Source organism: Streptomyces altiplanensis (genome assembly GCF_053591575.1).
In genome coordinates this window covers 45,548-71,768 of the sequence record NZ_JBSFUB010000010.1, presented here as the reverse complement: position 1 = coordinate 71,768, position 26,221 = coordinate 45,548, and the positions used below count along the sequence as shown (strand labels likewise).

The window sequence follows — 26,221 nt, the reverse complement described above, 5'->3', positions numbered from 1 at the left end:
GGGACTTTCAGCCCTCGACCGTGATGCCCATGGAACGGGCGGTGCCGGCGATGATCTTGTCCGCGGCCTCGAGGTCGTTGGCGTTCAGGTCGGGGAGCTTGACCGTCGAGATCTCGCGCACCTGAGCGGCGGTGAGCTTCGCGACCTTGGTCTTGTGGGGCTCGCCCGATCCCTTGTCCACGCCCGCGGCCTTGAGGATCAGCTTGGCGGCCGGCGGGGTCTTCGTCACGAAGGTGAAGGAGCGGTCCTCGTAGACCGTGATCTCCACCGGCACGACCATGCCACGCTGCGACTCGGTCGCGGCGTTGTAGGCCTTGCAGAACTCCATGATGTTGACGCCGTGCTGGCCCAGCGCGGGGCCGACCGGCGGAGCCGGGTTGGCCGCGCCGGCGTTGATCTGGAGCTTGATGAGCCCCGTGACCTTCTTCTTCTTGGGAGGCATTGCTCTCTCCGGGTCCTAGTGAGAGTTTCCTGCCATCCGATCACCGGACGGAGGCATACCGCACAACGATAACGGGTATCGAGGTGCGGCTAAAAACCGAGCAGGTCAGACCAGCTGCGAGAGCCGGTCTGACCTGGTCGGAAGCGGGTGTTCCAGAGAGGGTCAGTTCTTCTGGATCTGGTCGAAGCTGAGCTCGACCGGGGTCTCGCGACCGAAGATCTCGACGAGGCCCTTGACCTTCTTCGAGTCGGCGTTGATCTCGTTGATCGTCGCCTGGAGGGTCGCGAAGGGGCCGTCGGTGACCGTGACCGAGTCGCCCACCTCGAAGTCCAGAACCTGGACCTCCATCTTGCGGCTGGGCGCCGGCTTGCCCTCGGCCTCGGCTGCCTCGCGGGCGGCCTTCTCCTCGGCCTCCGGGGCGAGCATCTTGACGATCTCGTCCAGCGTCAGCGGGTACGGGTCGTAGGCGTTGCCGACGAAGCCGGTGACACCGGGGGTGTTGCGGACGACGCCCCAGGACTCGTTGGTGAGGTCCATGCGGACCAGGACGTAACCGGGAAGCTTGTTCTGGCGAACGTTCTTGCGCTCGCCGTTCTTGATCTGGACGATCTCTTCCTCGGGCACTTCCGCCTGGTAGATGAACTCCTCGACGTTCAGCGACACCGCGCGCTGCTCCAGGTTCGCCTTCACGCGCTTCTCGTACCCGGCGTACGTGTGGATGACGTACCACTCGCCGGGCAGGGTGCGGAGCTCCTCGCGGAGGGCGGCGATCGGGTCGACCGGCTCCGCGGCCTCTTCCTCGGCGTCGTCCGCCTCGGCGGCTTCCTCGGCGATGTCCTCGTCCGCCTCGGCGGCTTCCTCGGCGATGTCCTCGTCGGCCTCGTCGGCCTCGTCGGCCTCGTCGCTCACGGCGGACTCTTCCGCCGGCTCGCCCGCAGCGGCGTCAGCAGCTTCCGCCTGGTCCTCGTCGGCCGCCTCGACGATGTCGAGCTGGTCCTCAGCGGACTCCGCGCTTTCGCTCGGCTCAACGGCGTCGTTCAGGTTCGGGTCAGACACGGTGGCTGCTTCTTCCTGGATACAAATGGGTGGAACGTGCGAAAGGGGCGCCGGGAAGGGCGCCCTACGCGGGATCAGCCGAAAACGTACTTGACGGCTCGGGCGAAGCCCATGTCGATTACGGTCACGATGCCGATCATGACGACGACGAAGATAATCACCACGGTGGTGTACGTCGTCAGCTGGCTGCGGGTGGGCCACACGACCTTGCGCAGCTCGGCGACGATCTGGCGGTAGAAGAGCGCGAGACGGCCCAGAGGGCCCTTCTTGCCGCGCTTGCCGCCCTTGCGGGACTTCTTCTTGGAATCCGGAGTCTCGTCCTGGGCATCAGGCATGTCGATGGAGCCCACGGCGTCCGTCACGCTACTCACCTGATTCCGGGTCGTGGCCGTGCCGCGCCCGGTGGAGCCGCACGGCGGTGCATAGAAGTACGTACATGCGCACACATCCTGGCGAAGATGTGTGTAGCAGGGCCGGAGGGACTTGAACCCCCAACCGCTGGTTTTGGAGACCAGTGCTCTACCAATTGAGCTACGACCCTTTGTGGTTACCCCAACCTACCGCATCCGGCCGAGTGCACGGAGTGCACACGGAGGAGCTGCTGTTGAGGGCCAACGACGAGTGAGTGTACGTGGTCACAGGCCCGGCGTCGAACAGACTGCCCCGGACCGCTTCGCGTCCACCCCTCGGCATCTGTGTGCCCGGCGTGTTTGCGGTCTGGGACGATGGGCCGCATGAGCGCTGCAACTCCTCCCACCGAGCGCCGGGTCTCAGCCCGAATCGGCGCGATCTCCGAGTCCGCAACCCTTGCCGTGGACGCAAAGGCCAAGGCCCTGAAGGCCGCCGGCCGTCCGGTCATCGGCTTCGGCGCCGGCGAGCCCGACTTCCCCACGCCCGGTTACATCGTCGAGGCCGCGATCGAGGCCTGCCGCAACCCGAAGTACCACCGCTACACGCCGGCCGGCGGGCTCCCCGAGCTCAAGGCCGCGATCGCCGCGAAGACGCTGCGTGACTCCGGCTACGAGCCGGACGCCTCGCAGGTCCTGGTCACCAACGGCGGCAAGCAGGCCATCTACGAGGCCTTCGCCGCGATCCTGGACCCGGGCGACGAGGTCATCGTCCCGGCGCCGTACTGGACGACGTACCCCGAGTCGATCCGCCTCGCGGGCGGTGTCCCGGTCGACGTGGTCGCCGACGAGACCACCGGCTACCGCGTGTCGGTCGAGCAGCTGGAGGCGGCCCGTACGGAGAAGACCAAGGTGGTCCTCTTCGTCTCCCCGTCCAACCCGACCGGCGCGGTGTACACCGAGGCCGAGACCGAGGCGATCGGCCGCTGGGCCGTCGAGCACGGTCTGTGGATGCTGACGGACGAGATCTACGAGCACCTGGTGTACGGCGACGCGTCCGCGGTCTCCCTCCCGGCGGTCCTGCCCGAGCTGCGGGACAAGTGCATCGTGGTCAACGGCGTCGCCAAGACCTACGCGATGACCGGCTGGCGCGTGGGGTGGATCATCGGCCCGAAGGACGTGGTGAAGGCCGCGACCAACCTGCAGTCGCACGCCACGTCGAACGTCTCCAACGTCGCGCAGGCGGCGGCGCTGGCCGCGGTCTCCGGTGACCTGGACGCGGTCGCCGAGATGCGTTCCGCCTTCGACCGCCGCCGCCAGACGATGGTGCGGATGCTCAACGAGATCGACGGCGTCGTCTGCCCGGAGCCGGAGGGCGCGTTCTACGCGTACCCCTCGGTCAAGGGGCTGCTCGGCAAGGAGATCCGCGGCAAGCGCCCGCAGGACTCGGTCGAGCTGGCCGCGCTGATCCTGGACGAGGTCGAGGTGGCGGTGGTTCCGGGCGAGGCGTTCGGCACGCCGGGTTACCTGCGGCTTTCGTACGCGCTGGGCGACGAGGACCTGGCCGAGGGCGTGTCGCGGATCCAGAAGCTGCTGGCGGAGGCCCGCGACTAGCAATTGCTTTTTTAGTGACTGAACGGGTCCCCGGCCGCTGTCGGGGGCCCGTTTCCGCGTTCGGGCGGCCACTCGTTCGAGAAAAGGTGCTTCCGGGCGGCCCGTGCGTACGGCAGGATCTTGGGATGTTGAGTGTGCGCGATGTCCGACTGCTGCCGAAGGCCCATCTGCATCTGCATTTCACCGGATCGATGCGGCCCGGCACACTGCTCGATCTGGCCGACAAGTACGGCGTGCACCTGCCGGAGGCCCTGACGAGCGGGGAACCGCCGAAGCTGCGTGCGACCGACGAGCGGGGCTGGTTCCGCTTCCAGCGGCTGTACGACGCCGCCCGCTCGTGTCTGCGCGAGCCCGAGGACATCCAGCGGCTGGTGCGCGAGGCGGCCGAGGAGGACGTGCGGGACGGCTCGGGGTGGCTGGAGATCCAGGTCGACCCGACGTCGTACGCGCCGATGCTGGGCGGGCTGATTCCGGCCCTGGAGATCATTCTGGACGCGGTGGACAGCGCGTCGCGGGAGACCGGGCTCGGGATGCGGGTGCTGGTCGCGGCGAACCGGATGAAGCACCCGCTGGACGCGCGGACGCTGGCGCGTCTCGCCGTGCGGTACGCGGACCGCGGGATCGTCGGCTTCGGGCTCTCCAACGACGAGCGCCGGGGCATGGCCAGGGACTTCGACCGCGCGTTCGCGATCGCGCGCGAGGGCGGACTGCTCGCCGCGCCGCACGGCGGGGAGCTGACCGGGCCGGCGTCCGTACGGGACTGCCTGGACGATCTGCGCGCGTCGAGGATCGGGCACGGCGTACGGGCGGCCGAGGATCCGCGGCTGCTGCGGAAGCTGGCCGAGAGGGGCGTGACGTGCGAGGTGTGCCCGGCGTCGAACGTGGCGCTCGGGGTGTACGAGAAGCCCGAGGACGTGCCGCTGCGGACGCTGTACGACGCCGGGGTGCCGATGGCGCTGGGCGCGGACGACCCGCTGCTGTTCGGGTCGCGGCTGGCGGCGCAGTACGAGCTGGCGCGGCAGCACCACGGGTTCACGGACGCCGAGCTGGCGGAGCTGGCGCGGCAGTCGGTGCGCGGGTCGGCCGCGCCCGGTGACGTACAGGCGAAGCTGCTCTCCGGGATCGATCACTGGCTGACTAGCTGATTCCGTTCAGCAGGGTGCGGGCGAGAGCCGCGGCGAAGTCGTCCACGGACTGCGGGGGCTTCTTGCCGATGGTGGAGTCATAGGCGAAGGCGCGCTGGGCGCAGGCGCCCAGGAGCAGTGACGCGGCCGCGAAGGTGTCGGCGCCGGGGCTGAGGCGGCCGGCTTCGCGCTCCGAGCGCAGGTAGGTGTCGAGGCCCTCGATGGGCGTGTGGGGGCCGGTCCCCATCTCCCGCATCGAGTCGTCGTGGCGGCGCTTGAGCTTGGTCTCGGCGTAGAGCGAGGCGGCGATCGGGAAGCTCTCCGCGTAGAAGTGGACGGCCTGGCGGGCGATCTCGGTGAGGTTCTCCTCGACGGAGCGGGCCCCGGGTTCGGCGGTGAGGCGGTGGAGGAGCGGGCCCAGCTCGGGCAGGCGCTCCTTCAGCACGGCCACGAAGAGCTCCTCCTTGCTCGCGAAGTGCTTGTACAGCGCGGCCTCGGAGCAGTCGGCGGCCCGGGCGATCTCCTTGGTGGTGGTACGGGCCAGGCCGATGGTCCGCATCAGCTCGTGGGAAGCGTCGAGGATCCGCTCTCGTGCGGGCTTCTGCATGTGTGCTCCATGAAAGCTTGACGGGTGAGTAAGCATTCACCCACCCTGGTGAGAAGTGAGTGAATACTTACCCACCTGGGGAGGGTGCGCAATGAAGATCACTGTTTTCGGCGCGACCGGCGGCATCGGACAGGAGATCGTCAAGCAGGCGCTGGCGGAGGGGCACCAGGTCACAGCGGTGGTGCGCGATCCGGCGCGGTTCGGCGTGACAGGGCAGCGCCTGGAGGTCTTCCCGGCACAGCTGAGCGACGGGGACCTGGAGACGCTGCGCCGGGCGGTGGAGGGACGTGACGCCGTGCTCTCCGGGCTCGGGGCCCGCACCCGCAAGGACGCGGGGATCGCCGCGCACCTCACCCGCCGGGTGCTGCGGGCGATGGAGGCGGAGGGCACACGACGCCTGCTGGTGGTCAGCGCGGCTCCGCTCGGGCCGGTGCCCGAGGACCAGCCGCTCCTGGACCGCGCCATGCTGTCGGTGGTCGGCGCGGTCCTTAAGGACGTGTACGCCGATCTGCGCGTCATGGAGGAGGAGCTGGCGCGCTCGGCGACCGACTGGACGTCGGTGCGGCCGCCGAGGCTGCTCGACAAGCCGGTGACGGGGAGGTACCGGACGGTCGTCGGGGGCAGCCCGCGCAGCGGCAGGAGCATCGCACGGGCGGATGTGGCGCACGCGATGCTCGCGATGGTGGACGACCCGGCGACGGTGAAGCAGGGGGTGGGGGTCGCGTACTAGGCCGACGCGCCCCGCGGGGCTTTCCCCTGCTGCTAGAGGCTGACGCCCACCGTCACCGGTTCGTTCACCAGCGTCACGCCGAACGCCTCGCGGACCCCGTCGACGACCTCGCGGGCGAGCGCCAGCAGGTCGTCGGTGGTCGCGTCCCCGCGGTTGGTGAGGGCGAGGGTGTGCTTGGTGGAGATACGGGCCGGGCCCGAGCCGTACCCCTTGGTGAAGCCGGCCTTGTCGATCAGCCAGGCCGCCGAGGTCTTGGTCCTGCCGTCACCCGCCGGGAAGGCGGGCGGCGTCACACCGGAGCCGAGGCGCTCCTGGGCGCGGGCGAGGAAGGCGGCGTACTCCTCGTCCGTCAGGATCGGGTTGGTGAAGAAGGATCCCGCGGACCACGTGTCGTGATCCTCGGGATCCAGGACCATGCCCTTGCCCGCGCGCAGTTCCAGCACGGTCTCGCGGGCGACGGCGGCGGGCACGCGGTCGCCGGCCGCGACGCCCAGCGTGCGCGCGGTCTCGGGGTACTTGATGGGCGCGGACAGGCCGCCCGCGTCCTCCAGCGCGAAGCGGACGCGCAGGACGACGAAACGGTCCGGGTCCCGCTTGAAGCGGCTGTGGCGGTACGAGAAGTCGCAGTCGGCGGCGGGCAGGGTGACCGTCTCGCCCGCCCGGCGGTCGTAGGCGACGACCTCGGTGATGACGCCGGACACTTCCTGGCCGTACGCCCCGACGTTCTGGATCGGTGTCGCACCGGCCGAGCCGGGGATGCCCGCGAGGCACTCGATGCCCGCGAGGCCCGCCTCGACGGTGCGGGCGACGGCGTCGGTCCAGACCTCGCCGGCGGCCAGTTCCAGCGACGTGCCGTCGAGGCGGAAGCCGGTGGTCGCGATGCGCAGGGCGGTGCCGTCGAAGCCCTTGTCGCCGATGACCAGGTTGCTTCCGCCGCCGATGACGAGCAGCGGGGTGCCGGCCGCGTCGGCCTCGCGGACGACGGCGATCACCTCGTCGTCGGTGGTGGCCGTGACGAGACGGGTCGCGGGACCGCCGAGCCGGAAGGTGGTCAGGGGGGCGAGGGGAGCGTCGTGGAGTTCCTGCACGGGACAAGCGTACGGGGCGCCTCCGGCAGCCGGAGGCGCCCCGTACCCGGGCGTCGGTGGACGAGCCGCTCCTCGTGCTCCCGCCGCGGCGGCGGCCGCCGCTTCTCGCGCCGGGGCGGGATCAGCGGGGGCCGCGGCCCCCGCGATCACGGGGGCGTCCCTTGCGTCAGGCGAGCCGGACCACGGCGCGGGACATGCCCAGCACCTTCTGCCCGGCGCTCATCGCGATCAGGTCCACCCGGACCCGGTTGTCGTCCAGCAGCGCGGCGACCTTGGCGCTGACCTCGATCAGCGCGCCCTTGTCGTCGTTCGGGACGATGACCGGCTTGGTGAAGCGCACGCCGTACTCGACGACGGCGGCCGGGTCGCCGGCCCAGTCGGTGACCACCCGGATCGCCTCGGCCATGGTGAACATGCCGTGCGCGATCACGTCCGGCAGCCCGACCTCGGTGGCGAACTTCTCGTTCCAGTGGATCGGGTTGAAGTCGCCGGAGGCGCCCGCGTACTGCACGAGCATGGCGCGCGTCACGGGAAAGGACTGGGCCGGCAGCTCGGTGCCGACCTCGACGTCCGCGTAGGAGATCTTCGCAGTCATCACGCCTCCTGCGCCGCGCGCGCGACGAGCTTCGTCCATGCCGTCACGACATGCTCACCGGTCTCGTCGTGGACCTCACCGCGGATGTCCACGATGTCGTTGCCCGCCATCGACTTGACCGCCTCGATCGTCGAGGTGACCGACAGCCGGTCCCCCGCGCGCACCGGGCGCCGGTACGCGAACTTCTGGTCGCCGTGCACCACACGGCTGTAGTCCAGACCCAGCTGCGGGTCCTCGACGACCTGGCCCGCCGCCTTGAAGGTGATGGCGAAGACGAAGGTCGGCGGTGCGATCACATCGGAGTGTCCGAGCGCCTTGGCGGCTTCCGGGTCGGTGTACGCGGGATTGGTGTCGCCCACAGCCTCGGCGAACTCACGGATCTTCTCCCGGCCGACCTCGTACGGTGCGGTGGGCGGGTAGGCCCGCCCCACGAAGGACTGATCGAGCGCCATGGACTCGTACCTCCTGATGCCTGATGAGTTGACTGGACAAACGACACGAGGCCGCCCCCGAAGTGGGGACGGCCTCGCATACGAGCCTGTATTTAGCGGGTTTCGCGGTGCGCAGTGTGCGAGTTGCAGCGCGGGCAGTGCTTCTTCATCTCAAGACGGTCCGGGTTGTTACGCCGGTTCTTCTTGGTGATGTAGTTCCGCTCCTTGCACTCCACGCAGGCCAGCGTGATCTTCGGGCGGACGTCGGTGGCAGCCACGTGAGTGCTCCTTGGACGGACGGATGAACGGATGAACGCATAAAAGAGTAGCCGATCGAAGGACCGACCCCACAATCGGCTACCGTGTGTAGCGGTGACCGGACTTGAACCGGTGACACAGCGATTATGAGCCGCTTGCTCTACCGACTGAGCTACACCGCTTTGATGACGGATCCCCCCGCCCGAAGGCGGGGATCACCGATCACCAGAGCCCCAATACGGAATCGAACCGTAGACCTTCTCCTTACCATGGAGACGCTCTACCGACTGAGCTATTGGGGCGAGCGATGAAGACATTACACGGTTGCCCGCCGATCGCCCAAATCCGTTTTCCGGCCCCGCTCCCCCGCCCTCTTTCCCGCGCTCACCACACCCGCCCCGTACGCCACTCGTGCCCACACCGGTACGACTATTGCGCTCCTCGTCGAAGGCTGGTTTGCGGCCCCCTAGGCTCGTCTCACGCTGCGTGATCTTGATCTTGATCTTGTACGCCCGAGCCCCCGCAGGAGCCCGATGTCCGACAGCCAGCCGCAGCCGCCCCGTTCGTCCGGCGGCGGCTCGGGAAACAGCGACGGCCTGCCCGGCGCCGACAGCACCACGCTGCTTCTGTGCTCGGCCCGTCTCACCGACGGCCGGACCGTGGACGTACGGCTCAGTGACGGGCGCATCGAGGCCGTCGGCACCGCGGGCAGCCTCCCCGCGGTGGGCGCGCGCGTGGACCTCGGCGGCCACCTCCTGCTGCCCGCCCCCGCCGAGCCGCACGCCCACAGTGACACCGCTCTCACCGCCGACGTGGGCGGCCCGGTTCCGTACCGCGCCGAGGAGGTCCAGCGCCGCACCACCGAGGCGGTGCTGCTCCAGCTGGGGCACGGCGCGACCGCGGTGCGCTCGCACGTGCGGATCGGGGACGTGCAGGGGCTCAGGTCCATGGAGGCGGTGCTCCAGGCGCGGCGCTCGCTGCGCGGGCTGGCCGATCTGACCGCCGTGGCCGTGCCCCGGCTGCTCACCGGCCTCGCGGGCGCGGACGGCCTGTCGATGCTGCGGGACGCCGTGAAGATGGGCGCCGGCGCGGTGGGGGGCTGCCCGGACCTCGACCCCGACCCGGCCGGCTACACGGAGGCGGTCCTGGAGGTCGCCGCCGAGCACGGCTGCCCCGTGGACCTCCATACGGAGGGTGACGATCCGGCCCGGCTCGCCCGGCTCGCGGCGATGGTGGGCGGCCTGCGGCCCGGGGTCACGATCGGCCCGTGCGCCGGGCTCTCCCGGCTGCCCCTGGAGGCGGCGAAGCGTGCCGCCGGACAGCTGGCCGCGGCCGGGGTGACCGTGGTCTGCCTGCCGCAGGGCAACTGCGCGGGGGTGGAACGGCGGGGCGGCGGGCCGGCTCCCGTACGGCTGCTGCGGGCGGCCGGGGTGCGGGTCGCCGCGGGCAGCGGGGCGCTGCGGGACGTGGCCAATCCGGTGGGGCGCGGGGATCCGCTGGAGGCCGCCTACCTGCTGGCCTCGCAGGGCGGGATGCGGGCTTCGGACGCGTACGGGGCGGTGAGCTCGGCGGCGCGGGAGGCGATGGGGCTGCCCGAGGTGCGGGTGGAGGCGGGGTTCCCGGCGGAGTTGGTCGCCGTACGCGGAGAGCGGATCGCGGGGGTGCTGTCGCTCGCGTACAGCCGCGTCGTCATCCACCGCGGGCGGGTGGTGGCGCGTACCAGCGCGGTACGGGAGTACTGCGACTCGGCGGCCGCCGTCGCGCTCGGCCTGCCGCGCCAGGGGCGGGGCTGAGCCGGCGCGCGCACCGCGCCTCACCGGGGTGTTCCCCCGGGGCGGCCGGGCCCTGAGCACGCGCGCAGAGGTGCGCGTACGGTCGGGAGCATGCGCATTGTCATCGCGGGTGGACATGGTCAGATCGCACTGCGGCTGGAGCGGTTGCTCGCCGCACGCGGGTACGAGGTCGCGGGCATCGTCCGCGATTCCGGGCAGAGCGAGGATCTGCGGGAGGCCGGCGCCGAGCCGGTCGTGCTCGACCTGGAATCGGCTTCCGCCGAGCAGGTCGCCGAGGTGCTGGAAGGCGCCGACGCCGCTGTCTTCGCGGCGGGCGCGGGGCCCGGGAGCGGCACCGGGCGCAAGGACACGGTGGACCGGGGCGCGGCCGTGCTCTTCGCGGACGCGGCGGAGCGGGCGGGCGTACGCCGCTTCCTCGTCGTGTCCTCGATGGGCGCGGATCCGGAGCGGGCGGGCGACGAGGTCTTCGACGCGTACCTGCGCGCCAAGGGTGCGGCGGACGCGGACGTACGCTCCCGGACCGGCCTGGACTGGACGATCCTGCGGCCGGGCAGCCTGACGAACGACGCGGGCACGGGGCTCGTACGCCTCGGGGCCTCGACGGGGCGTGGTCCGGTGACGCGCGACGACGTGGCGGCCGTCCTGGCCGAGCTGCTGGAGACTCCGTCGACGGCGGGTCTGACCCTGGAGCTGGTCAGCGGCCCGGTGCCGGTCACGGTCGCGGTGAAGGACGTGGCCGGTAACTGAACGTCATCCGGCTGCCGGAGAATTCCGGCAGCCGGAGTGTTCCGGGTGCCGGAGTGTTCCGGGTGCCGAGGAATTCCGGGTGCCGAGGGTGCCGGGCCGGTTCATCAACCGGCCCGTCAACCAGAAAACCCCCTCCGGTCCGCATTTCTGCAGTCCGGAGGGGGTTTCCCTACCTGTGGCGGCGCCAGGATTCGAACCTGGGAAGGCTAAGCCGGCGGATTTACAGTCCGCTCCCATTGGCCACTCGGGCACACCGCCATGGGATGTCGCTTCGGTCGACCGCCTGGGCGGTGTTCCGTGGCAACGACGTAAACGATACCCGATACCCGGGGGTGCTCCGCCACCGGATTGATCAGTGCTCGGGGCGGGCGCGGGTGACTAGGCTTTACGGAAGCGGCCCGGGAGCACCGGCCGCGTACCCCGCCCGGCGAGGCAACCCGGAACCGGTACCCCCATCCCCCGATCACAAGGAGCCACAGGACATGGCCGACTCCAGTTTCGACATCGTCTCGAAGGTCGAGCGGCAGGAGGTCGACAACGCCCTCAACCAGGCCGCGAAGGAGATCTCGCAGCGCTACGACTTCAAGAACGTCGGCGCCTCGATCGATTGGTCCGGCGAGAAGATCCTGATGCAGGCCAACTCGGAGGAGCGGGTCAAGGCGATCCTCGACGTCTTCGAGACCAAGTTGGTCAAGCGCGGGATCTCGCTCAAGGTGCTGGACGCCGGCGAGCCGCAGCTGTCCGGCAAGGAGTACAAGATCTTCGCGTCCATCGAGGAGGGCATCTCCCAGGACAACGCCAAGAAGGTGGCGAAGATCATCCGCGATGAGGGTCCCAAGGGCGTCAAGGCGCAGGTCCAGGGCGACGAGCTGCGGGTCAGCTCGAAGAGCCGTGACGACCTCCAGGCCGTGCAGGCGCTGCTCAAGGGCAAGGACTTCGATTTCGCGCTGCAGTTCGTGAACTACCGCTGACCTGGCGGTTCGCCGCGGAGCGGGGGTGGAGGCGGTGCGGCCGGCTCCACCCCCGCCGCGATGTCCGAATTCCGCCAGCTCCGGCGGGCCCGGCGTCGCAGACTCGTCGTGACGGGGCGTACGGGAACGTACGGGAACGCACTGTGAGGGAAGGGACCGGCCATGACGCTCTACGCGACCGTGGACAGCCCACTGGGTGAACTGCTGCTGGTGGGCGAGGAGTCCTCGACCGCCGTCGGCGGTACGGCGCTGGCCTCGCTGTCGGTGCCCGGGCAGAAGGGCGGAGTCGCCGTCGGTGACGTGCCGGACGGGTGGCGGCGCGAGCCCGGGGCCTTCGAGGAGATCGCGCGGCAGGTGCGGGCGTACTTCGGCGGGGAACTGACGCGCTTCGACGTGGAGTACGCCGGCGGTGCCGGTACGGACTTCCAGCGGCGGGTGTGGGAGGCGCTGGAGACGATTCCGTACGGCACCACGACGTCGTACGGGAAGCTCGCCGAGCGGATCGGGGTCTCGCGGGCCGGGGTGCGGGCGCTGGGAACGGCGATCGGGCGCAACCCGCTGCTCGTCGTGCGGCCGTGCCACCGGGTGATCGGGGCGGACGGCTCGCTGACCGGGTACGCGGGGGGGCTCGAACGCAAGCGGCGGTTGCTGGAACTCGAGGGGGCCGGGGCGCCGGCGTGACCGGGCTGTTCCCCCGGGAGCGGGCGCAGATCGCGCCGGGGGCCGTGCACGTGCCCGGCTGGCTGCCGGTGGACGAGCAGCGGGAGCTGGTCGGGGCGTGCCGGGAGTGGGCGCGGGGTCCGGTGCCGATCCGGCGCACACGGCTGCCGAACGGCGGGGTCATGTCGGTGCGGACGGTGTGCGTGGGGTGGCACTGGCAGCCGTACCGGTACACGCGCACGGCGGACGACGTGAACGGCGCGCCGGTGGCCGCGTTTCCCGAGTGGCTGGCGGAGCTGGGGCGGCGGGCGCTGGCCGTCGCGTACGGGGACGAGGAGACGGCGCGGGGGTACGCGCCGGACACCGCGCTCGTCAATTTCTATGACGGCGACGCGAAGATGGGGATGCACCAGGACAGGGACGAGCGGTCCGGGGCTCCCGTGGTGTCGCTGAGCATCGGCGACACGTGCGTCTTCAGGTTCGGCAACACGGAGAGCCGGGGGCGGCCCTACACGGATGTGGAGCTGGCCTCGGGGGATCTCTTCGTCTTCGGGGGGCCTTCGCGCTTCGCGTACCACGGGGTGCCGAAGGTGCTGCCGGGGAGCGGTGGTCCGGGGACCGGGATGGCGGGCGGGCGGCTCAACATCACATTGCGGGAGACGGGGCTCGGGTAGTTCAGGTGGTTCTGGGCGGCTCAGGCGGCTCTGAATGGGTCAGGTGGCCCTGAGTGGCTCAGGTGACTCAGGCGGCTCAGCGGGAACGTGAGTGGCCGAAGAGGATCCGGTACACGACCAGGAGGGCGAGCGCCCCGCCGATGGCGGCGGCCCAGGTGGCCCCGTCGTAGAACTCGTTGGCGATCGGGCGGTCGAGATAGCGGGCCGAGGCCCAGCCGCCGATGAACGCGCCCGCGACCCCGATGAGGGTCGTGCCGATCAGGCCGCCCGGATCGCGCCCGGGAAGCAGGATTTTGGCGACGGCTCCGGAGAGCAGACCGAGGACGATCCAGCTGATGATGCTCATGCAGCCGAAGACGTTCCGGAGCTCCGGGTGGTTGCGCAGGTCAGTAGGGTGCGGCCCATGACACAGGAACTGCGGCGGACGCTCGGGGTCTTCGATGCCGTGATGGTCGGGCTCGGGGCGATGGTCGGCGCGGGGATCTTCGTGGCGCTCGCGCCGGCGGCGGGGGCGGCCGGCTCCGGGACGCTGCTGCTGGCGGGGCTGGCGCTGGCCGCTGTGGTGGCGTACTGCAACGCGATGTCCTCCGCACGGCTCGCGGCCCGCTACCCGGCCTCCGGCGGGACGTACGTGTACGGGCGGGAGCGGCTCGGGCCCTTCTGGGGGTATCTGGCGGGCTGGGGTTTCGTGGTGGGGAAGACCGCTTCCTGCGCGGCCATGGCGCTGACGGTCGGGGCGTACGTGTGGCCGGAGCAGGCGCACGGGGTGGCTGTCGCCGCTGTGGTGGTGCTGACCGCGGTGAACTACGGGGGCGTTCAGAAGTCGGCGTGGCTGACGCGGGCGATCGTGGCGGTGGTGCTGGCGGTGCTGGCGGCTGTCGTGGCGGTGTGTCTCGGGGCGGAGGGGCCTTCGCTGGGTTCGGGACCCGGCGGTGCGGGGTCCGGTGGTTCGGGACCCGGCGGGGTGCTTCAGGCTGCCGGGCTGCTGTTCTTCGCGTTCGCCGGGTACGCGCGGATCGCGACGCTCGGCGAGGAGGTGCGCGATCCGGCCCGTACGATCCCGCGCGCGATTCCGGTGGCGCTGGGGATCGCGCTGGTGGTGTACGCGTGCGTGGCGGTCGCGGTGCTGTCGGTGCTGGGCGCCGGGGAACTCGCCTCTTCCACGGCGCCCTTGGCGGACGCGGTGCGGGCGGCGGGCGCGAGGGAGCTGGCGCCCGTGGTGCGGACCGGTGCGGCTGTGGCGGCACTCGGGTCGTTGCTGGCGCTGATCCTCGGGGTGTCGCGTACCACGCTGGCGATGGCCAGGGACGGTCATCTGCCGGGTGCGCTGGCCGCCGTACATCCGCGGTTCCAGGTGCCGCACCGGGCCGAGTTGGCGGTGGGGGCGGTTGTCGCTGTGGTGGCCGCGACCGGTGATGTGCGTGGAGCCATCGGGTTTTCGTCGTTCGGGGTGCTGGTGTACTACGCGATCGCCAACGCCTCGGCGTGGACGCTGGGGCCGGGGCCCGGGCGGGTCGTGGCGGCGGGCGGGGCCGTGGGATGCGCGGGGCTGGCGTTCGCGCTGCCGGTGGCCTCGGTGGGGGCGGGAGCGGCGGTGCTGGCGGTGGGGGCGGCCGCGTACGGGGTGCGGAGGGCCGTGGGCTGAGTCCGGGCCCGGCCTCGCGCATGCGCCCGGCGCCGCGGGGGTGTTGGGGCCGGTGCCGCGCCGGGGCGTCCCCGCCCGGCACCGGGGCCGTCGGCCGTCGGTCCTCGGGGCGGGGAGCCGGGCGGTCACCTGGACGCGAACGGCTGGTCCGTCGGGACGATTTCGCGGCCCAGCGGGAGCAGCGAGACGGGGATCATCTTGAAGTTGGCTATGCCGAACGGGATGCCGATGACCGTGACGCAGAGCGCGATGCCCGTGACGACGTGACTCAGCGCCAGCCACCAGCCCGCCAGGACCAGCCACAGGACGTTGCCCACGCAGGAGGGGGATCCCGCGTCGTGGCGCTCCACCGCGGTGTAGCCGAAGGGCCAGAGGGCGTAGCGGCCGATGCGGAAGGACGCCAGGCCGAAGGGGATGCCGATGACCGTGACGCAGAGGAGTACGCCGGCCAGGAGGTAGCCGAGGAAGAGCCAGAAGCCGCTCAGCACCAGCCATATGACGTTCAGGATTGTCTTCACGGGCGGTGACCTGCCATCTGTTCGAGTCGGGCGATGCGTTCCGCCATGGGCGGGTGCGTCGAGAACAGCTTTGACGCCGCCTGCCCGGGACGGAACGGGTTCGCGATCATCATGTGGCTCGCGGTCTCGATGCGCGGCTCGGGAGGCAGCGGCAGCTGCTTCGTGCCTGCCTCGAGCTTGCGCAGGGCGCTCGCGAGGGCGAGCGGGTCGCCGGTGAGCTGGGCTCCGGAGGCGTCTGCCTGGTACTCGCGGGAACGGCTCACCGCGAGTTGGATGACGGAGGCGGCCAGGGGCCCCAGGATCATGATCAGCAGCATGCCGAAGAGGCCCGGACCCTCGTCGTCGTCGGAGCGGCCGACGGGGATGAGCCAGGCGAAGTTGACCAGGAACATGATCACTGAAGCCAGCGCTCCGGCGACCGAGGAGATCAGAATGTCCCGGTTGTAGACGTGGCTCAGTTCGTGGCCGATGACGCCGCGGAGTTCACGCTCGTTGAGGAGCTGGAGGATCCCTTCGGTGCAGCAGACCGCCGCGTTGCGGGGGTTGCGGCCGGTCGCGAAGGCGTTGGGGGCCTGGGTCGGCGAGATGTACAGACGGGGCATCGGCTGACGGGCCTGGGTGGAGAGGTCGCGGACCATGTGGTAGAGCTGTGGCGCCTCGAACTCGCTCACGGGGCGGGCGCGCATCGCGCGGAGTGCCAGTTTGTCGCTGTTCCAGTACGCGTAGGCGTTGGTGCCGAGCGCGACGAGAACCGCGACGATCAGACCCGTACGGCCGAAGAAGCTGCCGATGACGATGATGAGTGCTGACAGTCCCCCGAGGAGTACGGCGGTCCTCAGTCCGTTGTGCCGGCGGTGCACGGTGCGCCCTCCAAATGGTGCGGCAGGGGAACCCCTTGCTTGGGGGGTGCTTCCACATTCAGTGGACCCTCCCTTACTGGTCAACGCCAAGCGAGGGGGGCTAGTTCCCTTGTGCTACCGGGGCGGCCGTTGGGCCATCCGTGCTTACTGGAAGAGATTGCCGGTGGCGAAGCGCAGTGCCAGCTGCGGTACGCCGGACAGGGCGATGCCCGCGACGGCGGTCAGGGCGATGGCGGCCGTGATGGGCACGGGGACCGCGTGGCGGGACGGTTCGCCCTCGGGTGCGCGGAAGAGGACGGCGGTCCACTGGAGGTAGTAGTAGAGCGCGATCACCACGTTCACCGCCATGACGACCGCGAGCCAGCCGAGCCCCGCGTCGACGGCCGCGGAGAAGACCGTGACCTTGGCGAAGAGGCCGATGATGCCGGGCGGCAGCCCCGCGAGGCAGAGGAGGAAGAAGCCGAGCGCGAGGGCGGCGAGGGGGCGGGTCGCGTAGAGGCCGCGGTAGTCGGTGATCCGGTTGAGCGGGTGCGTACGGGCGACGAGGGCCGCGACCGCGAAGGCACCGAGGTTCACCACGGCGTACATCAGGGCGTACGCGACGGTGGAGCCGATCTGGTCGTCGCTGGAGTACGCCGCCGCGGCGATCGGGACCAGGATGTAGCCGGCCTGGCCGACCGACGACCAGGCCAGGAGGCGGACGGCGCTGTACGCACGCGTGGCCGACTGGCGGAGGGCCGCCACGTTGCCCACGGTCATGGTGAGGGCTGCCAGCACGGCGACGGCCGGGCCCCATACGTCGGCGTAGGAGGGGAAGGCCACGACGGTGACCAGGATGAGGCCCGTGAAGCCGACCGCCTTGCCGATGACGGAGAGGTAGGCGGCTACGGGGAGGGGCGCCCCCACGTACGTGTCGGGGACCCAGAAGTGGAAGGGGACCGCGGCCGTTTTGAAGGCGAAGCCGATGAGGGTCAGGGCGACGCCTGCTTTGGCGAGGGTGTCGAGCTGCGCCGGTACGTCACCGAGGCGCACGGCGATCTCGGTGAGGTGCAGGGTGCCGGTCGTCGCGTACACGAAGCTGACACCGAGCAGCGTGACGGCGGTCGCGGTGACGGAGGAGAGGAAGAACTTCAGGGCCGCCTCGGAGGAGAGGCGGTCGCCGCGCTTCATGCCGACGAGGGCGAAGGCGGGCAGTGACGCGACTTCGAGGGCGACGACGAGGGTGGCGAGGTCGCGGGCGGCGGGGAGCAGGGCCGCCCCGGCTGCCGAGGACATCAGGAGGAACCAGAACTCGCCCGCGGGGAGTTTGTCCTTCACCGTCTCGGTCATCGAGAGCAGGGCGGTGAGCAGCGCGCCGCCGAGCACCAGGAACTGGATGACGAGGGTGAAGTGGTCGGCGGTGTAGCTGCAGACGTCCGCGTCGGAGTTCAGGCAGAAGGTGGAGCGGTCGCCCTGGCGGAGGGGGAGGAGAGTGAGGATCGCCGCGGCCAGACCGGCGACGGAGAGCCGGCCGAGCAGCTGCTTCCTGCTCTCGGGTACGAAGAGGTCGGCGACCAGGACGATCAGACCGACGGCCGCCGTGATGGTCGGCGGGGCGATCGCCGGCCAGTCGACGGACTGGACGAGGCTGGCGCTTTCGGCGGCCACGGTCACGACTTGCCTCCTGCGAGGAGCTTCTGCACGGCCGGGTCGGTGAGGCCGAGGAGGACCGCGGGCCAGAGTCCGGCGAGGACGGTGAGGGCGACGAGGGGGGTCCAGGCGGCGAATTCGTAGCCCTGGACGTCGATGATCTTCGTCGGTCCGGATGCCTGCTGCGGGGGGACGCCCATGCAGACACGGCGTACGACGACGAGCAGGTACGCGGCGGTCAGCAGGGTGCCGAGGCCGGCGATCGCCATGAAGGTGAGGAAGGCGGGGCGGCTGAGGCCCTCGGCGGGGTCGAAGGCGCCGAACATCGTCAGCATCTCGCCCCAGAACCCGGCGAGGCCGGGGAGGCCGAGGGAGGCGACCGCGGCGAAGGCGAGGAGGCCGCCGAGGCGGGGGGCGCGGCCGTAGAGGGCCGCGCCGGTGGCACCGGCGAGGGTGTCGAGGTCCGCGGTGCCGTAGCGGTCCTTGAGGGCGCCGACCAGGAAGAAGAGCAGGCCGGTGATCAGGCCGTGGGCGATGTTGGCGAAGAGCGCGCCGTTGACGCCGGTGGGGGTCATGGACGCGATGCCGAGGAGCACGAAGCCCATGTGACCGACGGAGGAGTACGCGATCAGGCGCTTCAGGTCGCCCTTGGCGCCCTTGCGGGCCAGGGCGAGGCAGGCCAGGGATCCGTAGATGATGCCGACGACCGCGAAGGCGGCGAGGTAGGGCGCGAAGACCCGCATGCCGTCGGGGGCGACGGGGAGGGCGATGCGGACGAATCCGTACGTGCCCATCTTCAGCAGGACGCCGGCGAGGAGGACCGAGCCGACGGTGGGGGCGGCGGTGTGGGCGTCGGGGAGCCAGCTGTGCAGCGGCCACATCGGGGTCTTGACGGCGAGGCCGAGACCGATCGCGAGAACGGCGACGACCTGCACGGACGTGGTCAGTCCACGGCCGTTGTCAGTGGCGAGTGCCACCATGTCGAACGTGCCCGCCTTCAGCCCGACGAGGAGGAGACCGAGCAGCATGACGACGGAGCCGAGCAGCGTGTAGAGGATGAACTTCCAGGCGGCGGGCTGCCTCTGGTCGCCGCCCCAGCGGGCGATGAGGAAGTACATCGGGATGAGGACCATCTCGAACGCCAGGAAGAACAGCAGGAGATCGAGGACGGCGAAGGTCGCGAGGGTGCCGGACTCCAGGACGAGGAGGAGTGCGACGAACGCCTTCGGGGAGGGGCCCGCGGCCCGCGGCGTCAGCCGCTCATGTTGCTGCTTGAAGTAGCTGTAGAGCGCGCAGAGGAAGGTCAGCAGCGCGGTCAGCACGAGGAGGGGGAGCGAGATGCCGTCGATGCCGAGGTGGATCCTGACGTCGAGCGCCGGGATCCAGCTGATGTCGGTCGTGGCCTGCATCTTCGACGGGTGGTCGTGGTCGAAGCCGAATGTGAGCGCGAGGGCGGCGACGAGGATCGCGCCGGTCACGGTCACGCCGTGGCGGAGCACGGCCTGGTCCGGGCTCTTGCCCTTCAGTCCGGGCGGGGCCGGGAGAAGGGCCGCGACCGCCCCCAGGAGCGGGGCGACGACGACGAACGCCAGGAGGAACTGCATCACGGACGGGCTGATATCGATCACGGCTCACGCTCCGACGGCGGCGACGATGACGGCGGCGATCGCCAGGACGACGGAACCGGCGAGCAGCGCGCTGAGGTAGGTCTGCACATTGCCGGTCTGGGCTCGGCGGACGCCCGCGCCGAGGAGGCGCGGGACGGCGCCCGCACCGCGTACGTACGTCTCGACGACCTCGCGGTCCAGGAAGCGGACCAGCTCGGCGCCCGCCAGGACGGGCCGTACGAAGAGGGCGTGGTAGACGGCGTCGAGGTGGAAGCCGGCCGCCGCGTGGCGGTGCAGCGGGCCCAGGAGGAGCCGGCCGGGGTCGGCGGGGTCGGGGGCCGACGCGATGTCGCCGTAGGCGGGGGTGTGGGTGGCGATGGCTTCCGCCTCGGAGACGGCCGGGCTGTCCTCGGGATGGGCGGCCACGGCGCCGATCGGGGGGCGGGCGGCCATGGCCGTGGTGTGGCGCCAGGCGCCGTAGGTGACCAGTCCGCCGACGAGGGCGACACCGGTGCCGAGGACCGCGGTGGTGACGGTCGGGGTGAGGGCGTGGACGTCGAACCAGCCGGCGAGCTCACCGACGGTGAGGCCGAGGGCGAGGGAGGGGACGGCCAGGACCCACAGCACAGCGTTCATGACGAGGGGCTGCTTGCCGTGATCGGGGGCGGCGGGGCCGCGGCCGCGGAAGGCCAGCAGCCACAGGCGGGTGGCGTACGCCGCCGTGAGCAGGGCGGTGAGCAGGCCCGCGACGAGCACGGTCCAGCCCGCGCCGGAGGGGACGCCGGTGGTGTCGCCGAGCGAGGCGTGCTCGGCGGCGACGAGGACGGCTTCCTTGGAGAAGAAGCCGGCGAAGGGAGGGATCGCCGCGAGCGCGAGCAGGGCGATCGTCATCGTCCAGTAGGCGTCGGGGATGCGCTTGGGCAGGCCGCTCATGCGGGACATGGCAGCCAGCGAATTGGTGCCGGCGGCGTGGATGACCACGCCGGCGGCGAGGAAGAGGAGCGCCTTGAAGGCGCCGTGGGAGAGGAGGTGGAAGACGGCGGCGCCGCGGTCGCCGACGGCCAGGGCCCCGGTCATGTAGCCGAGCTGGCCGATCGTCGAGTAGGCGAGGACGCGCTTGATGTCGTCCTGGGCCAGGGCGGCGAGGGCCGAGCCGACCATCGTGACCGCGGCCATCACGGCGAGGACGGTCAGGGCGGCGGCGGAGGCGGCGAAGACGGGGAGGATGCGGGCCACGAAGTACACGCCGGCGGCGACCATCGTGGCGGCGTGGATCAGCGCGGAGACGGGCGTGGGACCCGCCATCGCGTCGGGCAGCCAGGTGTGCAGCGGGAACTGGGCCGACTTGCCCGCCACACCGGCGAGGAGCAGCAGGGCGATCGGCGTCGGGTGGTCGAGTCCGCCGTTCGCGACGGCGCCCAGGATGCCGGTGATCCGGAACGTGCCGGCGTCGACGGCGAGTGCGAACAGGCCGAAAAGGAAAGGGACGTCGCCGAGCTTGGTGACCAGGAATGCCTTGAGGGAGGCGGCGCGGGCCTCGGGCGTCTCCCAGTAGTGGCCGACGAGGAAGTACGAGCAGATGCCCATGATCTCCCAGCCGACCAGCAGCACCATCAGGTCGCCGGAGTAGACGACGAGCAGCATCGCGGAGGTGAAGAGGGAGACCAGGGCGGCGTACGAGGGGTAGCGCGGGTCGTCGCGCAGGTAGCCCGTCGAGTAGAGCTGCACACAGGTCGCGACGGTCCCGACCAGGACGGCGACGAGAGCCGCGAAGCCGTCGAGGTGCAGGGCGAGGTCGATGGGGACCGAGCCCGTGGGGGTGAGCTGGGTCGAGGCGTCGATCGCCCTGCCGCCGCCCTGGCGTACGGCGACGATCGCGGCCAGCACGGCGGCGGCCAGGGCCGGCAGTACGGCCAGGGGGCGGACGAATCCGGGGGCGGTGCGGCCGAGCAGCAGGCCGGCCACGGCGCCCAGGAACGGAAGGAGGGGAACGAGGACGGCGAGGGTCGTGGTCGTCACGCGGCGGCCTCGGTCTTCTGTGCGGCCTCTTGTGCGGCCTTCTGGGCCAGGGCGGAAGCTTCGTCGCCGGCCGGGCCGGCCGGGTCCGGGCCTTCGGCGGTGTCGCGCAGCCTGTCGATGTCCGAGGACCCGCGGTTGCGGTAGACCATCAGGACGATCGCCAGGCCGATGCCGATCTCGGCCGCGGCGATGGCGATGGTGAAGAGGGTGAGGGCCTGGCCGGAGTGGAGGGTGTCGCGGAGCCACACGTCGAAGGCGACGAGGTTGAGGTTGACGGCGTTGAGCATCAGCTCGACCGACATCAGGACCAGGATCGCGTTGCGGCGCGCGAGCACTCCGTACAGCCCGGTGCAGAAGAGGAGGGCGGCGAGCACGGCGGGATAGGCGAGGTGCATCAGCGCTGCTCCTTGTCTTTGGCACTGTCGCTGTCGCTCTTGCGGGAGAGGACGATCGCGCCGACGAGAGCGGCGAGCAGGAGGACGGAGAGAGCCTCGAAGGGCAGCACCCAGTGCTGGAAGAGGATCTCGCCGCTCACCCTGGTCGAGCCCTGGACCGGTCCGTCCAGGTCGATCCAGGTGGTGCGGAACGCGTCCACGACCACCCAGACGAGTGCGGCGGCCGCGGCCACGGCCACCGTGAGAGCGGCCCAGCGGTTGCCCGAGTCGGCGTCCGGGGAGCGCCCGATGGGGGCCCTGGTGAGCATCAGCCCGAAGAGGAGGAGGACGACCACGGAACCGACGTAGATCAGGACCTGCACCCAGGCGATGAACTCGGCCGTCAGCAGGAGGTACTCGACGGCGAGGCCGCCGAGCGCGACGACCAGCCAGAGGGCGGCGTGCACCAGCTGCTTGGTGGTGACCGTGACGACGGCCGCGCCGAGGGTGGCGATGCCGACGAGGAGGAAGGCGATCTCGACGCCGGTCGGGGAGAGGAAGCCCTGCCCGGCGGCTGCGGCGAGGTGGCTCATTCGGCGGGGCCCTCTGCTTCCTGCTGGGCTGCCTGCTGCTGCGCTGCCTGCGCCTGGGCCGCCTGTGCCTGCGCTGCCGCGAGCTTGTCGGCGGCCTTGCGGGCCGCCGCGATCTCCTTCGGTTCCTCCGCGCCCGGGTCCAGCGCGGGCGGTTCGGGAACCGTCCACATCCACTCGCGGAGCTTGTCCCGCTCGTGGGTGAGTTCGTGGATCTCGGTCTCGGCGTACTCGAATTCCGGGGACCAGAAGAGTGCGTCGAAGGGGCACACCTCGATGCAGATACCGCAGTACATGCAGAGCGAGAAGTCGATCGCGAAGCGGTCGAGGACGTTGCGGCTGCGCTCGCGGCCGCCGGGGACGGCGGCCGGGACCGTCTCCTTGTGCGAGTCGATGTAGATGCACCAGTCGGGGCACTCGCGCGCGCAGAGCATGCAGACCGTGCAGTTCTCCTCGAACAGGCCGATCACGCCGCGCGTGCGGGGCGGGAGTTCGGGCTGGACGTCCGGGTACTGCGCGGTGACGGTCTTCTTCGTCATCGTGCGGAGCGTCACGGCCAGGCCCTTGGCGAGGCCGGAGCCGGGGATCGGAGGCATTACTGGATCGCCACCTTCACGATGCCGGTGAGCGCGATCTGCGCGAGAGCGAGCGGGATGAGTACGGTCCAGGCGAGCTTCTGGAGCTGGTCCTCGCGCAGCCGGGGGTAGGTCACGCGGAGCCAGATGATGCCGAAGGCGAGGATCGCGGTCTTGAGCAGCGTCCAGACCCAGCCGAGGCCGTCCGCACCCCAGGGGCCGTGCCAGCCGCCGAGGAAGAGGACGGTGGTCAGGCCGCAGAGGACGACGATTCCGGCGTACTCGGCGAGCAGGAAGAGCGCGAAGCGCAGGCCCGTGTACTCGGTGTACGCGCCGAAGATGATCTCCGAGTCGGCGACCGGCATGTCGAACGGCGGCCGCTGGAGTTCGGCGAGACCGGCGACGAAGAAGACGATCGCGCCGACGATCTGCCACGGCAGCCACCACCACTCGAAGGCGTTCAGGATGCCGGGCAGCGAGACGGTGCCGGCCGCCATCGCCACGGAGGCGGCGGCGAGCAGCATCGGCAGTTCGTACGCGAGCAGCTGGGCGGCGGTGCGCAGGCCGCCGAGGAGGGAGAACTTGTTGGCCGAGGCCCAGCCCGCCATGAGCGAGCCGAGCACGCCGACGCCCATGACCGCGAGCACGAAGAAGATGCCCGCGTCGACGACCTGGCCGACCGCGCCCTCGCTCGGGCCGATCGGGATCGCGACGAGCACGAGGAGGTACGGGAGGAGTGCGACGGCGGGGGCGAGCTGGAAGATGCGCCGGTCGGCGTTGGCCGGGACGATGTCTTCCTTCTGCGCGAACTTCACGCCGTCGGCGACGAGCTGCGCCCAGCCGTGGAAGCCGCCCGCGTACATGGGGCCGAGGCGGCCCTGCATGTGGGCCATCACCTTGTGCTCGGTCTGCCCCACGACGAGCGGGAGGACCATGAACACGGCGAAGACGACGACCAGGCGGAGGGCGACATCGAGTACGTCGTTCACGCGTCGTCGCTCCCTCGGTCCTGGGTGGGGCCGGTCGCCCCTTCGTCGGCGGAACCGGCCCGGCCGGGCTCCTTCGCGGCGGCCGCGTCGCCGCCCAGGGCCTCGTCGGCGGCTGCGTCGGCAGCTTCCGCCGCGTCGGCCTCCGTGTCCGCGGACGCGCCCGTACGGGTCGCGGCTTCTGTCTCCGGCCGTGCTTCCTCGTCCTGGAACGCGGGGCGCGGGTGGTGCCAGGGCGCGTCCGTGCTGCGCGCGGGCGCCGGCGCGGCCTGGGCACCGGCCTCGCTCCCGGCGGGCGCGGCGCCATCGGCCGGCGGCGTCGCGGCCTCCGGCTGCGGGGCCGGCCGCGTCTCCGGTGCGGGGGCCGCGGCCTCCGCGGCCTGGCTCGCCGAGCCCTCGCTCACGCTGCGCGTACGGCGCGGGGGCCTCGGGGCTGCGGCTTCCGGGGCGCCGGTCGCGGATTCGGTGGTCTGGGTGGCCGAGCCCTCCGTGACGCTGCGGGCGCGGCGCGGCGGGCGGTCGGCCGCCCCGCCCGCGGCGCCTGCCGCGCGCGGGGTGCGCGCGGGGCGGGCCGGGGCCGGCGGGAGCTGTCCCTTCTGGGGCCCCCAGTCGTTCGGGTCCGGGACGCCGGGCGGCAGCATCTGGCGGCGCTTGGGCCCGCCGTGGTCGGACTCCCCCGGCTCCTTCGCACCGGGCCACGCCTTGGCGACCCGGGCCGCCAGGACGAAGTCCTTGCGCAGCGGGTGCCCCTCGAAGCCCTCGGGCAGCAGGAGCGGCACCAGGTGCGGGTGGTCCGTGAAGTCGACGCCGAACATCTCGTGCGTCTCGCGCTCGTGCCACTGGGCGCCCGCGTAGACCGCGACGGCGGTGGGCAGGACGGGCGCCTCGTGCGGGACGGTCGTACGGAGCAGCAGGCGTCGTACCGTACGGCCTTCGAGGGCGGCGACGTGGGCGCAGACGCGGAAGCCCGTGCCCGGCTCGTCGACCGCGCTCAGCCAGTCGAAGTACGTGCAGCCGAGCGTGTCGCGGGCGGTCTCCAGGGCCGCGGTCCACGAGCCGGCCGGGACATCGACGGTGAGCAGGTCGTAGGCGCGCTCGGCGGTCGCTTCCTCGCCGAAGATCTCGGTGACGGCGTCCGGCAGGCTGTCGTACGCCGTCGTGCGGGTCGTCTCGCTCACTTCCCGGCCTCCCCCGGGGCCGGCGGCGGCGTGACGAGGCCGCTCCGCAGGGCCGCCGTGGAGGGCCGTCCATGGCCGTAGCGCTCGCCCAGGGACTCGCGGGCGATCTTCTCCTGGAGCTTGAGGATGCCCTGGAGCAGCGCCTCCGGACGGGGCGGGCAGCCCGGTACGTACACGTCGACCGGGATGATCTGGTCGACGCCCTTCGTCACGGAGTAGGAGTCCCAGTACGGACCGCCGCAGTTGGAGCAGGCGCCGAAGGAGATGACGTACTTCGGCTCGGGCATCTGCTCGTACAGCCGCTTGACGGCCGGGGCCATCTTGTCCGTGACCGTGCCGGAGACGACCATCAGGTCGGCCTGGCGCGGCCCCGGTGCGAAGGGGATCACGCCGAGCCGGATGAAGTCGTGGCGCGCCATGGACGCGGCGATGAACTCGATCGCGCAGCAGGCGAGGCCGAAGTTGAAGACCCACAGGCTGTAGCGGCGGCCCCAGTTCAGGACCACCTTCATGGGCTCGGGTGCCAGGCGGGCGAGGGCTCCCAGGCGCTTCGGCCCGGACGGCGGCGGCAGCGTCGGCTCGGGGAGATCGACAGGGGTCACTCGGGTCACGTCCATTCGAGGACGCCCTTCTTCCATGCGTACAGCAGTCCCACGGCCAGGAAGCCGAGGAAGATGAACATCTCGACCAGCGTCGTCGCGCCGTACTCGGGCGCGGCGAAGACCGTCGCCCACGGGAACAAGAAGATGGAGTCGACGGCGAAGATCACGTACAGGAAGGCGTAGACGTAGTAGCGGACCTGGGTGTGGGCCCAGCCCTCTCCGACCGGGTCCACGCCGCATTCGTACGTCAGCAGTTTCTCCGGCGTCGGCACGACGGGCCGCAGCAGTCGCCCGGCCCCGAAGGCCACGGCGACGAAGAGGACGCCGACGACTGCGAGCAGTCCGACGACCGAGTAGCTCTGGAAGTACCCGTCCGCGAGAACAGTCGGTTCCGGCATGTCCGCCCCTCTCGCTCCCTGACCTCGTCGCGTCCCGTCGCGCCTCGTTGCGCCTCGTTCGACGATCTGTACGCACGGGAGTCTAGGCCCTGGTAAAAGCTGG

The 26,221-nt window shown here is 71.1% G+C and carries 30 protein-coding genes and 4 tRNA genes; 9 read left to right on the top strand and 25 right to left on the bottom strand.

Features of this window, described 5'->3' with window-relative positions:
• Positions 1-7: 7 nt before the first annotated feature.
• The 4 genes from rplK to ACWD0Y_RS07280 form a co-directional block, all read right to left on the bottom strand.
• The gene (rplK, locus tag ACWD0Y_RS07295) at positions 8-442 is read right to left on the bottom strand and encodes a 50S ribosomal protein L11 (RefSeq protein ID WP_028812391.1); all 435 of its coding nucleotides are present in this window, start codon (positions 440-442) and stop codon (positions 8-10) included.
• Positions 443-604: 162 nt separating this feature from the next.
• On the bottom strand, positions 605-1,498 hold the full coding sequence (gene nusG / locus ACWD0Y_RS07290; protein ID WP_450259445.1) for a transcription termination/antitermination protein NusG: 894 nt from the start codon (positions 1,496-1,498) through the stop codon (positions 605-607).
• 74 nt (positions 1,499-1,572) lie between these two features.
• Positions 1,573-1,860 carry a preprotein translocase subunit SecE gene (secE, locus tag ACWD0Y_RS07285; protein WP_093799570.1) on the bottom strand — a complete coding sequence of 96 codons (288 nt, stop codon included), beginning with the start codon at positions 1,858-1,860 and terminating at the stop codon, positions 1,573-1,575.
• 106 nt (positions 1,861-1,966) lie between these two features.
• Positions 1,967-2,039, bottom strand: a tRNA-Trp gene (locus tag ACWD0Y_RS07280).
• Between the two features lie 193 nt (positions 2,040-2,232).
• On the opposite strand from ACWD0Y_RS07280, the gene ACWD0Y_RS07275 reads away from it, so the two are divergent.
• Entirely contained in the window at positions 2,233-3,459 is a 1,227-nt protein-coding gene (locus ACWD0Y_RS07275; RefSeq protein WP_450259444.1) for a pyridoxal phosphate-dependent aminotransferase, read from the top strand.
• A gap of 125 nt (positions 3,460-3,584) precedes the next feature.
• A complete protein-coding gene (locus ACWD0Y_RS07270; protein ID WP_450259443.1) occupies positions 3,585-4,604 on the top strand; it encodes an adenosine deaminase in 1,020 nt (339 codons plus the stop codon).
• On the opposite strand, the gene ACWD0Y_RS07265 is transcribed toward ACWD0Y_RS07270, so the two are convergent.
• The gene (locus ACWD0Y_RS07265; RefSeq protein ID WP_450259442.1) at positions 4,597-5,190 is read right to left on the bottom strand and encodes a TetR/AcrR family transcriptional regulator; all 594 of its coding nucleotides are present in this window, start codon (positions 5,188-5,190) and stop codon (positions 4,597-4,599) included. The two genes, ACWD0Y_RS07270 and ACWD0Y_RS07265, sit on opposite strands and share 8 nt — an antisense overlap.
• A 91-nt stretch (positions 5,191-5,281) precedes the next feature.
• Here ACWD0Y_RS07265 and ACWD0Y_RS07260 point away from each other — a divergent pair, with 91 nt between their 5' ends.
• Positions 5,282-5,920, top strand: coding sequence for an NAD(P)-dependent oxidoreductase (locus tag ACWD0Y_RS07260; RefSeq protein WP_450259441.1), 639 nt, complete (start codon positions 5,282-5,284; stop codon positions 5,918-5,920).
• Positions 5,921-5,952: 32 nt separating this feature from the next.
• Here the strand turns inward: ACWD0Y_RS07260 and ACWD0Y_RS07255 are convergent, their stop codons facing one another.
• From ACWD0Y_RS07255 to ACWD0Y_RS07230, 6 genes are all read right to left on the bottom strand, one after another.
• A complete protein-coding gene (locus ACWD0Y_RS07255; RefSeq protein WP_450259440.1) occupies positions 5,953-7,008 on the bottom strand; it encodes a UDP-N-acetylmuramate dehydrogenase in 1,056 nt (351 codons plus the stop codon).
• Between the two features lie 166 nt (positions 7,009-7,174).
• A complete protein-coding gene (locus ACWD0Y_RS07250) occupies positions 7,175-7,603 on the bottom strand; it encodes a MaoC family dehydratase (protein ID WP_450259439.1) in 429 nt (142 codons plus the stop codon).
• Positions 7,603-8,055 carry an FAS1-like dehydratase domain-containing protein gene (locus ACWD0Y_RS07245; RefSeq protein WP_450259438.1) on the bottom strand — a complete coding sequence of 151 codons (453 nt, stop codon included), beginning with the start codon at positions 8,053-8,055 and terminating at the stop codon, positions 7,603-7,605. The genes ACWD0Y_RS07250 and ACWD0Y_RS07245 overlap by 1 nt, the downstream gene beginning before the upstream one ends.
• Before the next feature lie 92 nt (positions 8,056-8,147).
• Positions 8,148-8,312: a 50S ribosomal protein L33 gene (rpmG, locus tag ACWD0Y_RS07240; protein WP_003956487.1), complete on the bottom strand. Its 165-nt coding sequence runs from the start codon at positions 8,310-8,312 to the stop codon at positions 8,148-8,150.
• Positions 8,313-8,401: 89 nt separating this feature from the next.
• A tRNA-Met gene (locus ACWD0Y_RS07235) sits at positions 8,402-8,474 on the bottom strand.
• Between the two features lie 47 nt (positions 8,475-8,521).
• Positions 8,522-8,594, bottom strand: a tRNA-Thr gene (locus ACWD0Y_RS07230).
• Between the two features lie 231 nt (positions 8,595-8,825).
• On the opposite strand from ACWD0Y_RS07230, the gene ACWD0Y_RS07225 reads away from it, so the two are divergent.
• Entirely contained in the window at positions 8,826-10,085 is a 1,260-nt protein-coding gene (locus ACWD0Y_RS07225; RefSeq protein WP_450259437.1) for an amidohydrolase family protein, read from the top strand.
• Positions 10,086-10,175: 90 nt separating this feature from the next.
• Positions 10,176-10,832, top strand: a complete 657-nt coding sequence (locus ACWD0Y_RS07220; RefSeq protein ID WP_450259436.1) for an SDR family oxidoreductase — start codon at positions 10,176-10,178, stop codon at positions 10,830-10,832.
• 176 nt (positions 10,833-11,008) lie between these two features.
• Here ACWD0Y_RS07220 and ACWD0Y_RS07215 read toward each other — a convergent pair.
• Positions 11,009-11,090: transfer RNA gene (locus tag ACWD0Y_RS07215), tRNA-Tyr, on the bottom strand.
• Between the two features lie 224 nt (positions 11,091-11,314).
• On the opposite strand from ACWD0Y_RS07215, the gene ACWD0Y_RS07210 reads away from it, so the two are divergent.
• From ACWD0Y_RS07210 to ACWD0Y_RS07200, 3 genes are all read left to right on the top strand, one after another.
• Positions 11,315-11,803, top strand: a complete 489-nt coding sequence (locus tag ACWD0Y_RS07210) for a YajQ family cyclic di-GMP-binding protein (RefSeq protein ID WP_028812401.1) — start codon at positions 11,315-11,317, stop codon at positions 11,801-11,803.
• Between the two features lie 162 nt (positions 11,804-11,965).
• The gene (locus tag ACWD0Y_RS07205) at positions 11,966-12,484 is read left to right on the top strand and encodes a methylated-DNA--[protein]-cysteine S-methyltransferase (protein WP_450259435.1); all 519 of its coding nucleotides are present in this window, start codon (positions 11,966-11,968) and stop codon (positions 12,482-12,484) included.
• Positions 12,481-13,137 carry an alpha-ketoglutarate-dependent dioxygenase AlkB family protein gene (locus ACWD0Y_RS07200; RefSeq protein WP_450259434.1) on the top strand — a complete coding sequence of 219 codons (657 nt, stop codon included), beginning with the start codon at positions 12,481-12,483 and terminating at the stop codon, positions 13,135-13,137. The genes ACWD0Y_RS07205 and ACWD0Y_RS07200 overlap by 4 nt, the downstream gene beginning before the upstream one ends.
• Before the next feature lie 76 nt (positions 13,138-13,213).
• Here ACWD0Y_RS07200 and ACWD0Y_RS07195 read toward each other — a convergent pair whose 3' ends face one another.
• Positions 13,214-13,483, bottom strand: a complete 270-nt coding sequence (locus ACWD0Y_RS07195; RefSeq protein WP_093799583.1) for a GlsB/YeaQ/YmgE family stress response membrane protein — start codon at positions 13,481-13,483, stop codon at positions 13,214-13,216.
• 57 nt (positions 13,484-13,540) lie between these two features.
• Here ACWD0Y_RS07195 and ACWD0Y_RS07190 point away from each other — a divergent pair, with 57 nt between their 5' ends.
• Positions 13,541-14,782, top strand: coding sequence for an APC family permease (locus tag ACWD0Y_RS07190; RefSeq protein ID WP_450259433.1), 1,242 nt, complete (start codon positions 13,541-13,543; stop codon positions 14,780-14,782).
• A 125-nt stretch (positions 14,783-14,907) separates the two neighbouring features.
• On the opposite strand, the gene ACWD0Y_RS07185 is transcribed toward ACWD0Y_RS07190, so the two are convergent.
• From ACWD0Y_RS07185 to ACWD0Y_RS07130, 12 genes are all read right to left on the bottom strand, one after another.
• Complete coding sequence (locus tag ACWD0Y_RS07185; protein ID WP_450259432.1) at positions 14,908-15,300, bottom strand: YccF domain-containing protein; 393 nt, start codon at positions 15,298-15,300, stop codon at positions 14,908-14,910.
• Positions 15,297-16,160: a zinc metalloprotease HtpX gene (gene htpX / locus ACWD0Y_RS07180; protein ID WP_450259431.1), complete on the bottom strand. Its 864-nt coding sequence runs from the start codon at positions 16,158-16,160 to the stop codon at positions 15,297-15,299. Before htpX ends, ACWD0Y_RS07185 begins: the two co-directional genes overlap by 4 nt.
• A 144-nt stretch (positions 16,161-16,304) precedes the next feature.
• Entirely contained in the window at positions 16,305-17,813 is a 1,509-nt protein-coding gene (locus tag ACWD0Y_RS07175; protein ID WP_450259430.1) for an NADH-quinone oxidoreductase subunit N, read from the bottom strand.
• Entirely contained in the window at positions 17,810-19,417 is a 1,608-nt protein-coding gene (locus tag ACWD0Y_RS07170; RefSeq protein ID WP_450259429.1) for an NADH-quinone oxidoreductase subunit M, read from the bottom strand. The genes ACWD0Y_RS07175 and ACWD0Y_RS07170 overlap by 4 nt, the downstream gene beginning before the upstream one ends.
• A 3-nt stretch (positions 19,418-19,420) precedes the next feature.
• Entirely contained in the window at positions 19,421-21,415 is a 1,995-nt protein-coding gene (locus ACWD0Y_RS07165) for an NADH-quinone oxidoreductase subunit 5 family protein (protein WP_450259428.1), read from the bottom strand.
• Entirely contained in the window at positions 21,412-21,810 is a 399-nt protein-coding gene (gene nuoK, locus ACWD0Y_RS07160) for an NADH-quinone oxidoreductase subunit NuoK (RefSeq protein ID WP_450259427.1), read from the bottom strand. The genes ACWD0Y_RS07165 and nuoK overlap by 4 nt, the downstream gene beginning before the upstream one ends.
• Entirely contained in the window at positions 21,810-22,382 is a 573-nt protein-coding gene (locus ACWD0Y_RS07155; RefSeq protein WP_450259426.1) for an NADH-quinone oxidoreductase subunit J family protein, read from the bottom strand. Before ACWD0Y_RS07155 ends, nuoK begins: the two co-directional genes overlap by 1 nt.
• A complete protein-coding gene (locus ACWD0Y_RS07150; RefSeq protein ID WP_450259425.1) occupies positions 22,379-22,975 on the bottom strand; it encodes a NuoI/complex I 23 kDa subunit family protein in 597 nt (198 codons plus the stop codon). The genes ACWD0Y_RS07155 and ACWD0Y_RS07150 overlap by 4 nt, the downstream gene beginning before the upstream one ends.
• The gene (locus ACWD0Y_RS07145) at positions 22,975-23,943 is read right to left on the bottom strand and encodes a complex I subunit 1/NuoH family protein (protein WP_450259424.1); all 969 of its coding nucleotides are present in this window, start codon (positions 23,941-23,943) and stop codon (positions 22,975-22,977) included. The genes ACWD0Y_RS07150 and ACWD0Y_RS07145 overlap by 1 nt, the downstream gene beginning before the upstream one ends.
• Entirely contained in the window at positions 23,940-25,118 is a 1,179-nt protein-coding gene (locus ACWD0Y_RS07140) for an NADH-quinone oxidoreductase subunit C (protein ID WP_450259423.1), read from the bottom strand. Before ACWD0Y_RS07140 ends, ACWD0Y_RS07145 begins: the two co-directional genes overlap by 4 nt.
• Positions 25,115-25,735, bottom strand: coding sequence for an NADH-quinone oxidoreductase subunit B (locus ACWD0Y_RS07135; protein ID WP_450259422.1), 621 nt, complete (start codon positions 25,733-25,735; stop codon positions 25,115-25,117). The genes ACWD0Y_RS07140 and ACWD0Y_RS07135 overlap by 4 nt, the downstream gene beginning before the upstream one ends.
• A complete protein-coding gene (locus ACWD0Y_RS07130; protein WP_093799593.1) occupies positions 25,726-26,118 on the bottom strand; it encodes an NADH-quinone oxidoreductase subunit A in 393 nt (130 codons plus the stop codon). The genes ACWD0Y_RS07135 and ACWD0Y_RS07130 overlap by 10 nt, the downstream gene beginning before the upstream one ends.
• Positions 26,119-26,221 lie beyond the last annotated feature (103 nt).

Excerpts from the sequence above, each read along its gene's own strand:
- ACWD0Y_RS07225 (WP_450259437.1), top strand. The coding sequence starts at position 8,826 with ATGTCCGACAGCCAGCCGCAGCCGCCCCGTTCGTCCGGCGGCGGCTCG.
- ACWD0Y_RS07135 (WP_450259422.1), bottom strand. The coding sequence starts at position 25,735 with ATGGACGTGACCCGAGTGACCCCTGTCGATCTCCCCGAGCCGACGCTG.
- ACWD0Y_RS07155 (WP_450259426.1), bottom strand. The coding sequence starts at position 22,382 with ATGAGCCACCTCGCCGCAGCCGCCGGGCAGGGCTTCCTCTCCCCGACC.
- ACWD0Y_RS07260 (WP_450259441.1), top strand. The coding sequence starts at position 5,282 with ATGAAGATCACTGTTTTCGGCGCGACCGGCGGCATCGGACAGGAGATC.
- ACWD0Y_RS07245 (WP_450259438.1), bottom strand. The coding sequence starts at position 8,055 with ATGGCGCTCGATCAGTCCTTCGTGGGGCGGGCCTACCCGCCCACCGCA.
- ACWD0Y_RS07270 (WP_450259443.1), top strand. The coding sequence starts at position 3,585 with ATGTTGAGTGTGCGCGATGTCCGACTGCTGCCGAAGGCCCATCTGCAT.
- ACWD0Y_RS07150 (WP_450259425.1), bottom strand. The coding sequence starts at position 22,975 with ATGCCTCCGATCCCCGGCTCCGGCCTCGCCAAGGGCCTGGCCGTGACG.
- ACWD0Y_RS07265 (WP_450259442.1), bottom strand. The coding sequence starts at position 5,190 with ATGCAGAAGCCCGCACGAGAGCGGATCCTCGACGCTTCCCACGAGCTG.
- ACWD0Y_RS07205 (WP_450259435.1), top strand. The coding sequence starts at position 11,966 with ATGACGCTCTACGCGACCGTGGACAGCCCACTGGGTGAACTGCTGCTG.
- ACWD0Y_RS07275 (WP_450259444.1), top strand. The coding sequence starts at position 2,233 with ATGAGCGCTGCAACTCCTCCCACCGAGCGCCGGGTCTCAGCCCGAATC.
- ACWD0Y_RS07195 (WP_093799583.1), bottom strand. The coding sequence starts at position 13,483 with ATGAGCATCATCAGCTGGATCGTCCTCGGTCTGCTCTCCGGAGCCGTC.
- rplK (WP_028812391.1), bottom strand. The coding sequence starts at position 442 with ATGCCTCCCAAGAAGAAGAAGGTCACGGGGCTCATCAAGCTCCAGATC.
- nuoK (WP_450259427.1), bottom strand. The coding sequence starts at position 21,810 with ATGCACCTCGCCTATCCCGCCGTGCTCGCCGCCCTCCTCTTCTGCACC.
- ACWD0Y_RS07210 (WP_028812401.1), top strand. The coding sequence starts at position 11,315 with ATGGCCGACTCCAGTTTCGACATCGTCTCGAAGGTCGAGCGGCAGGAG.
- ACWD0Y_RS07130 (WP_093799593.1), bottom strand. The coding sequence starts at position 26,118 with ATGCCGGAACCGACTGTTCTCGCGGACGGGTACTTCCAGAGCTACTCG.
- ACWD0Y_RS07190 (WP_450259433.1), top strand. The coding sequence starts at position 13,541 with ATGACACAGGAACTGCGGCGGACGCTCGGGGTCTTCGATGCCGTGATG.
- ACWD0Y_RS07250 (WP_450259439.1), bottom strand. The coding sequence starts at position 7,603 with ATGACTGCGAAGATCTCCTACGCGGACGTCGAGGTCGGCACCGAGCTG.
- ACWD0Y_RS07220 (WP_450259436.1), top strand. The coding sequence starts at position 10,176 with ATGCGCATTGTCATCGCGGGTGGACATGGTCAGATCGCACTGCGGCTG.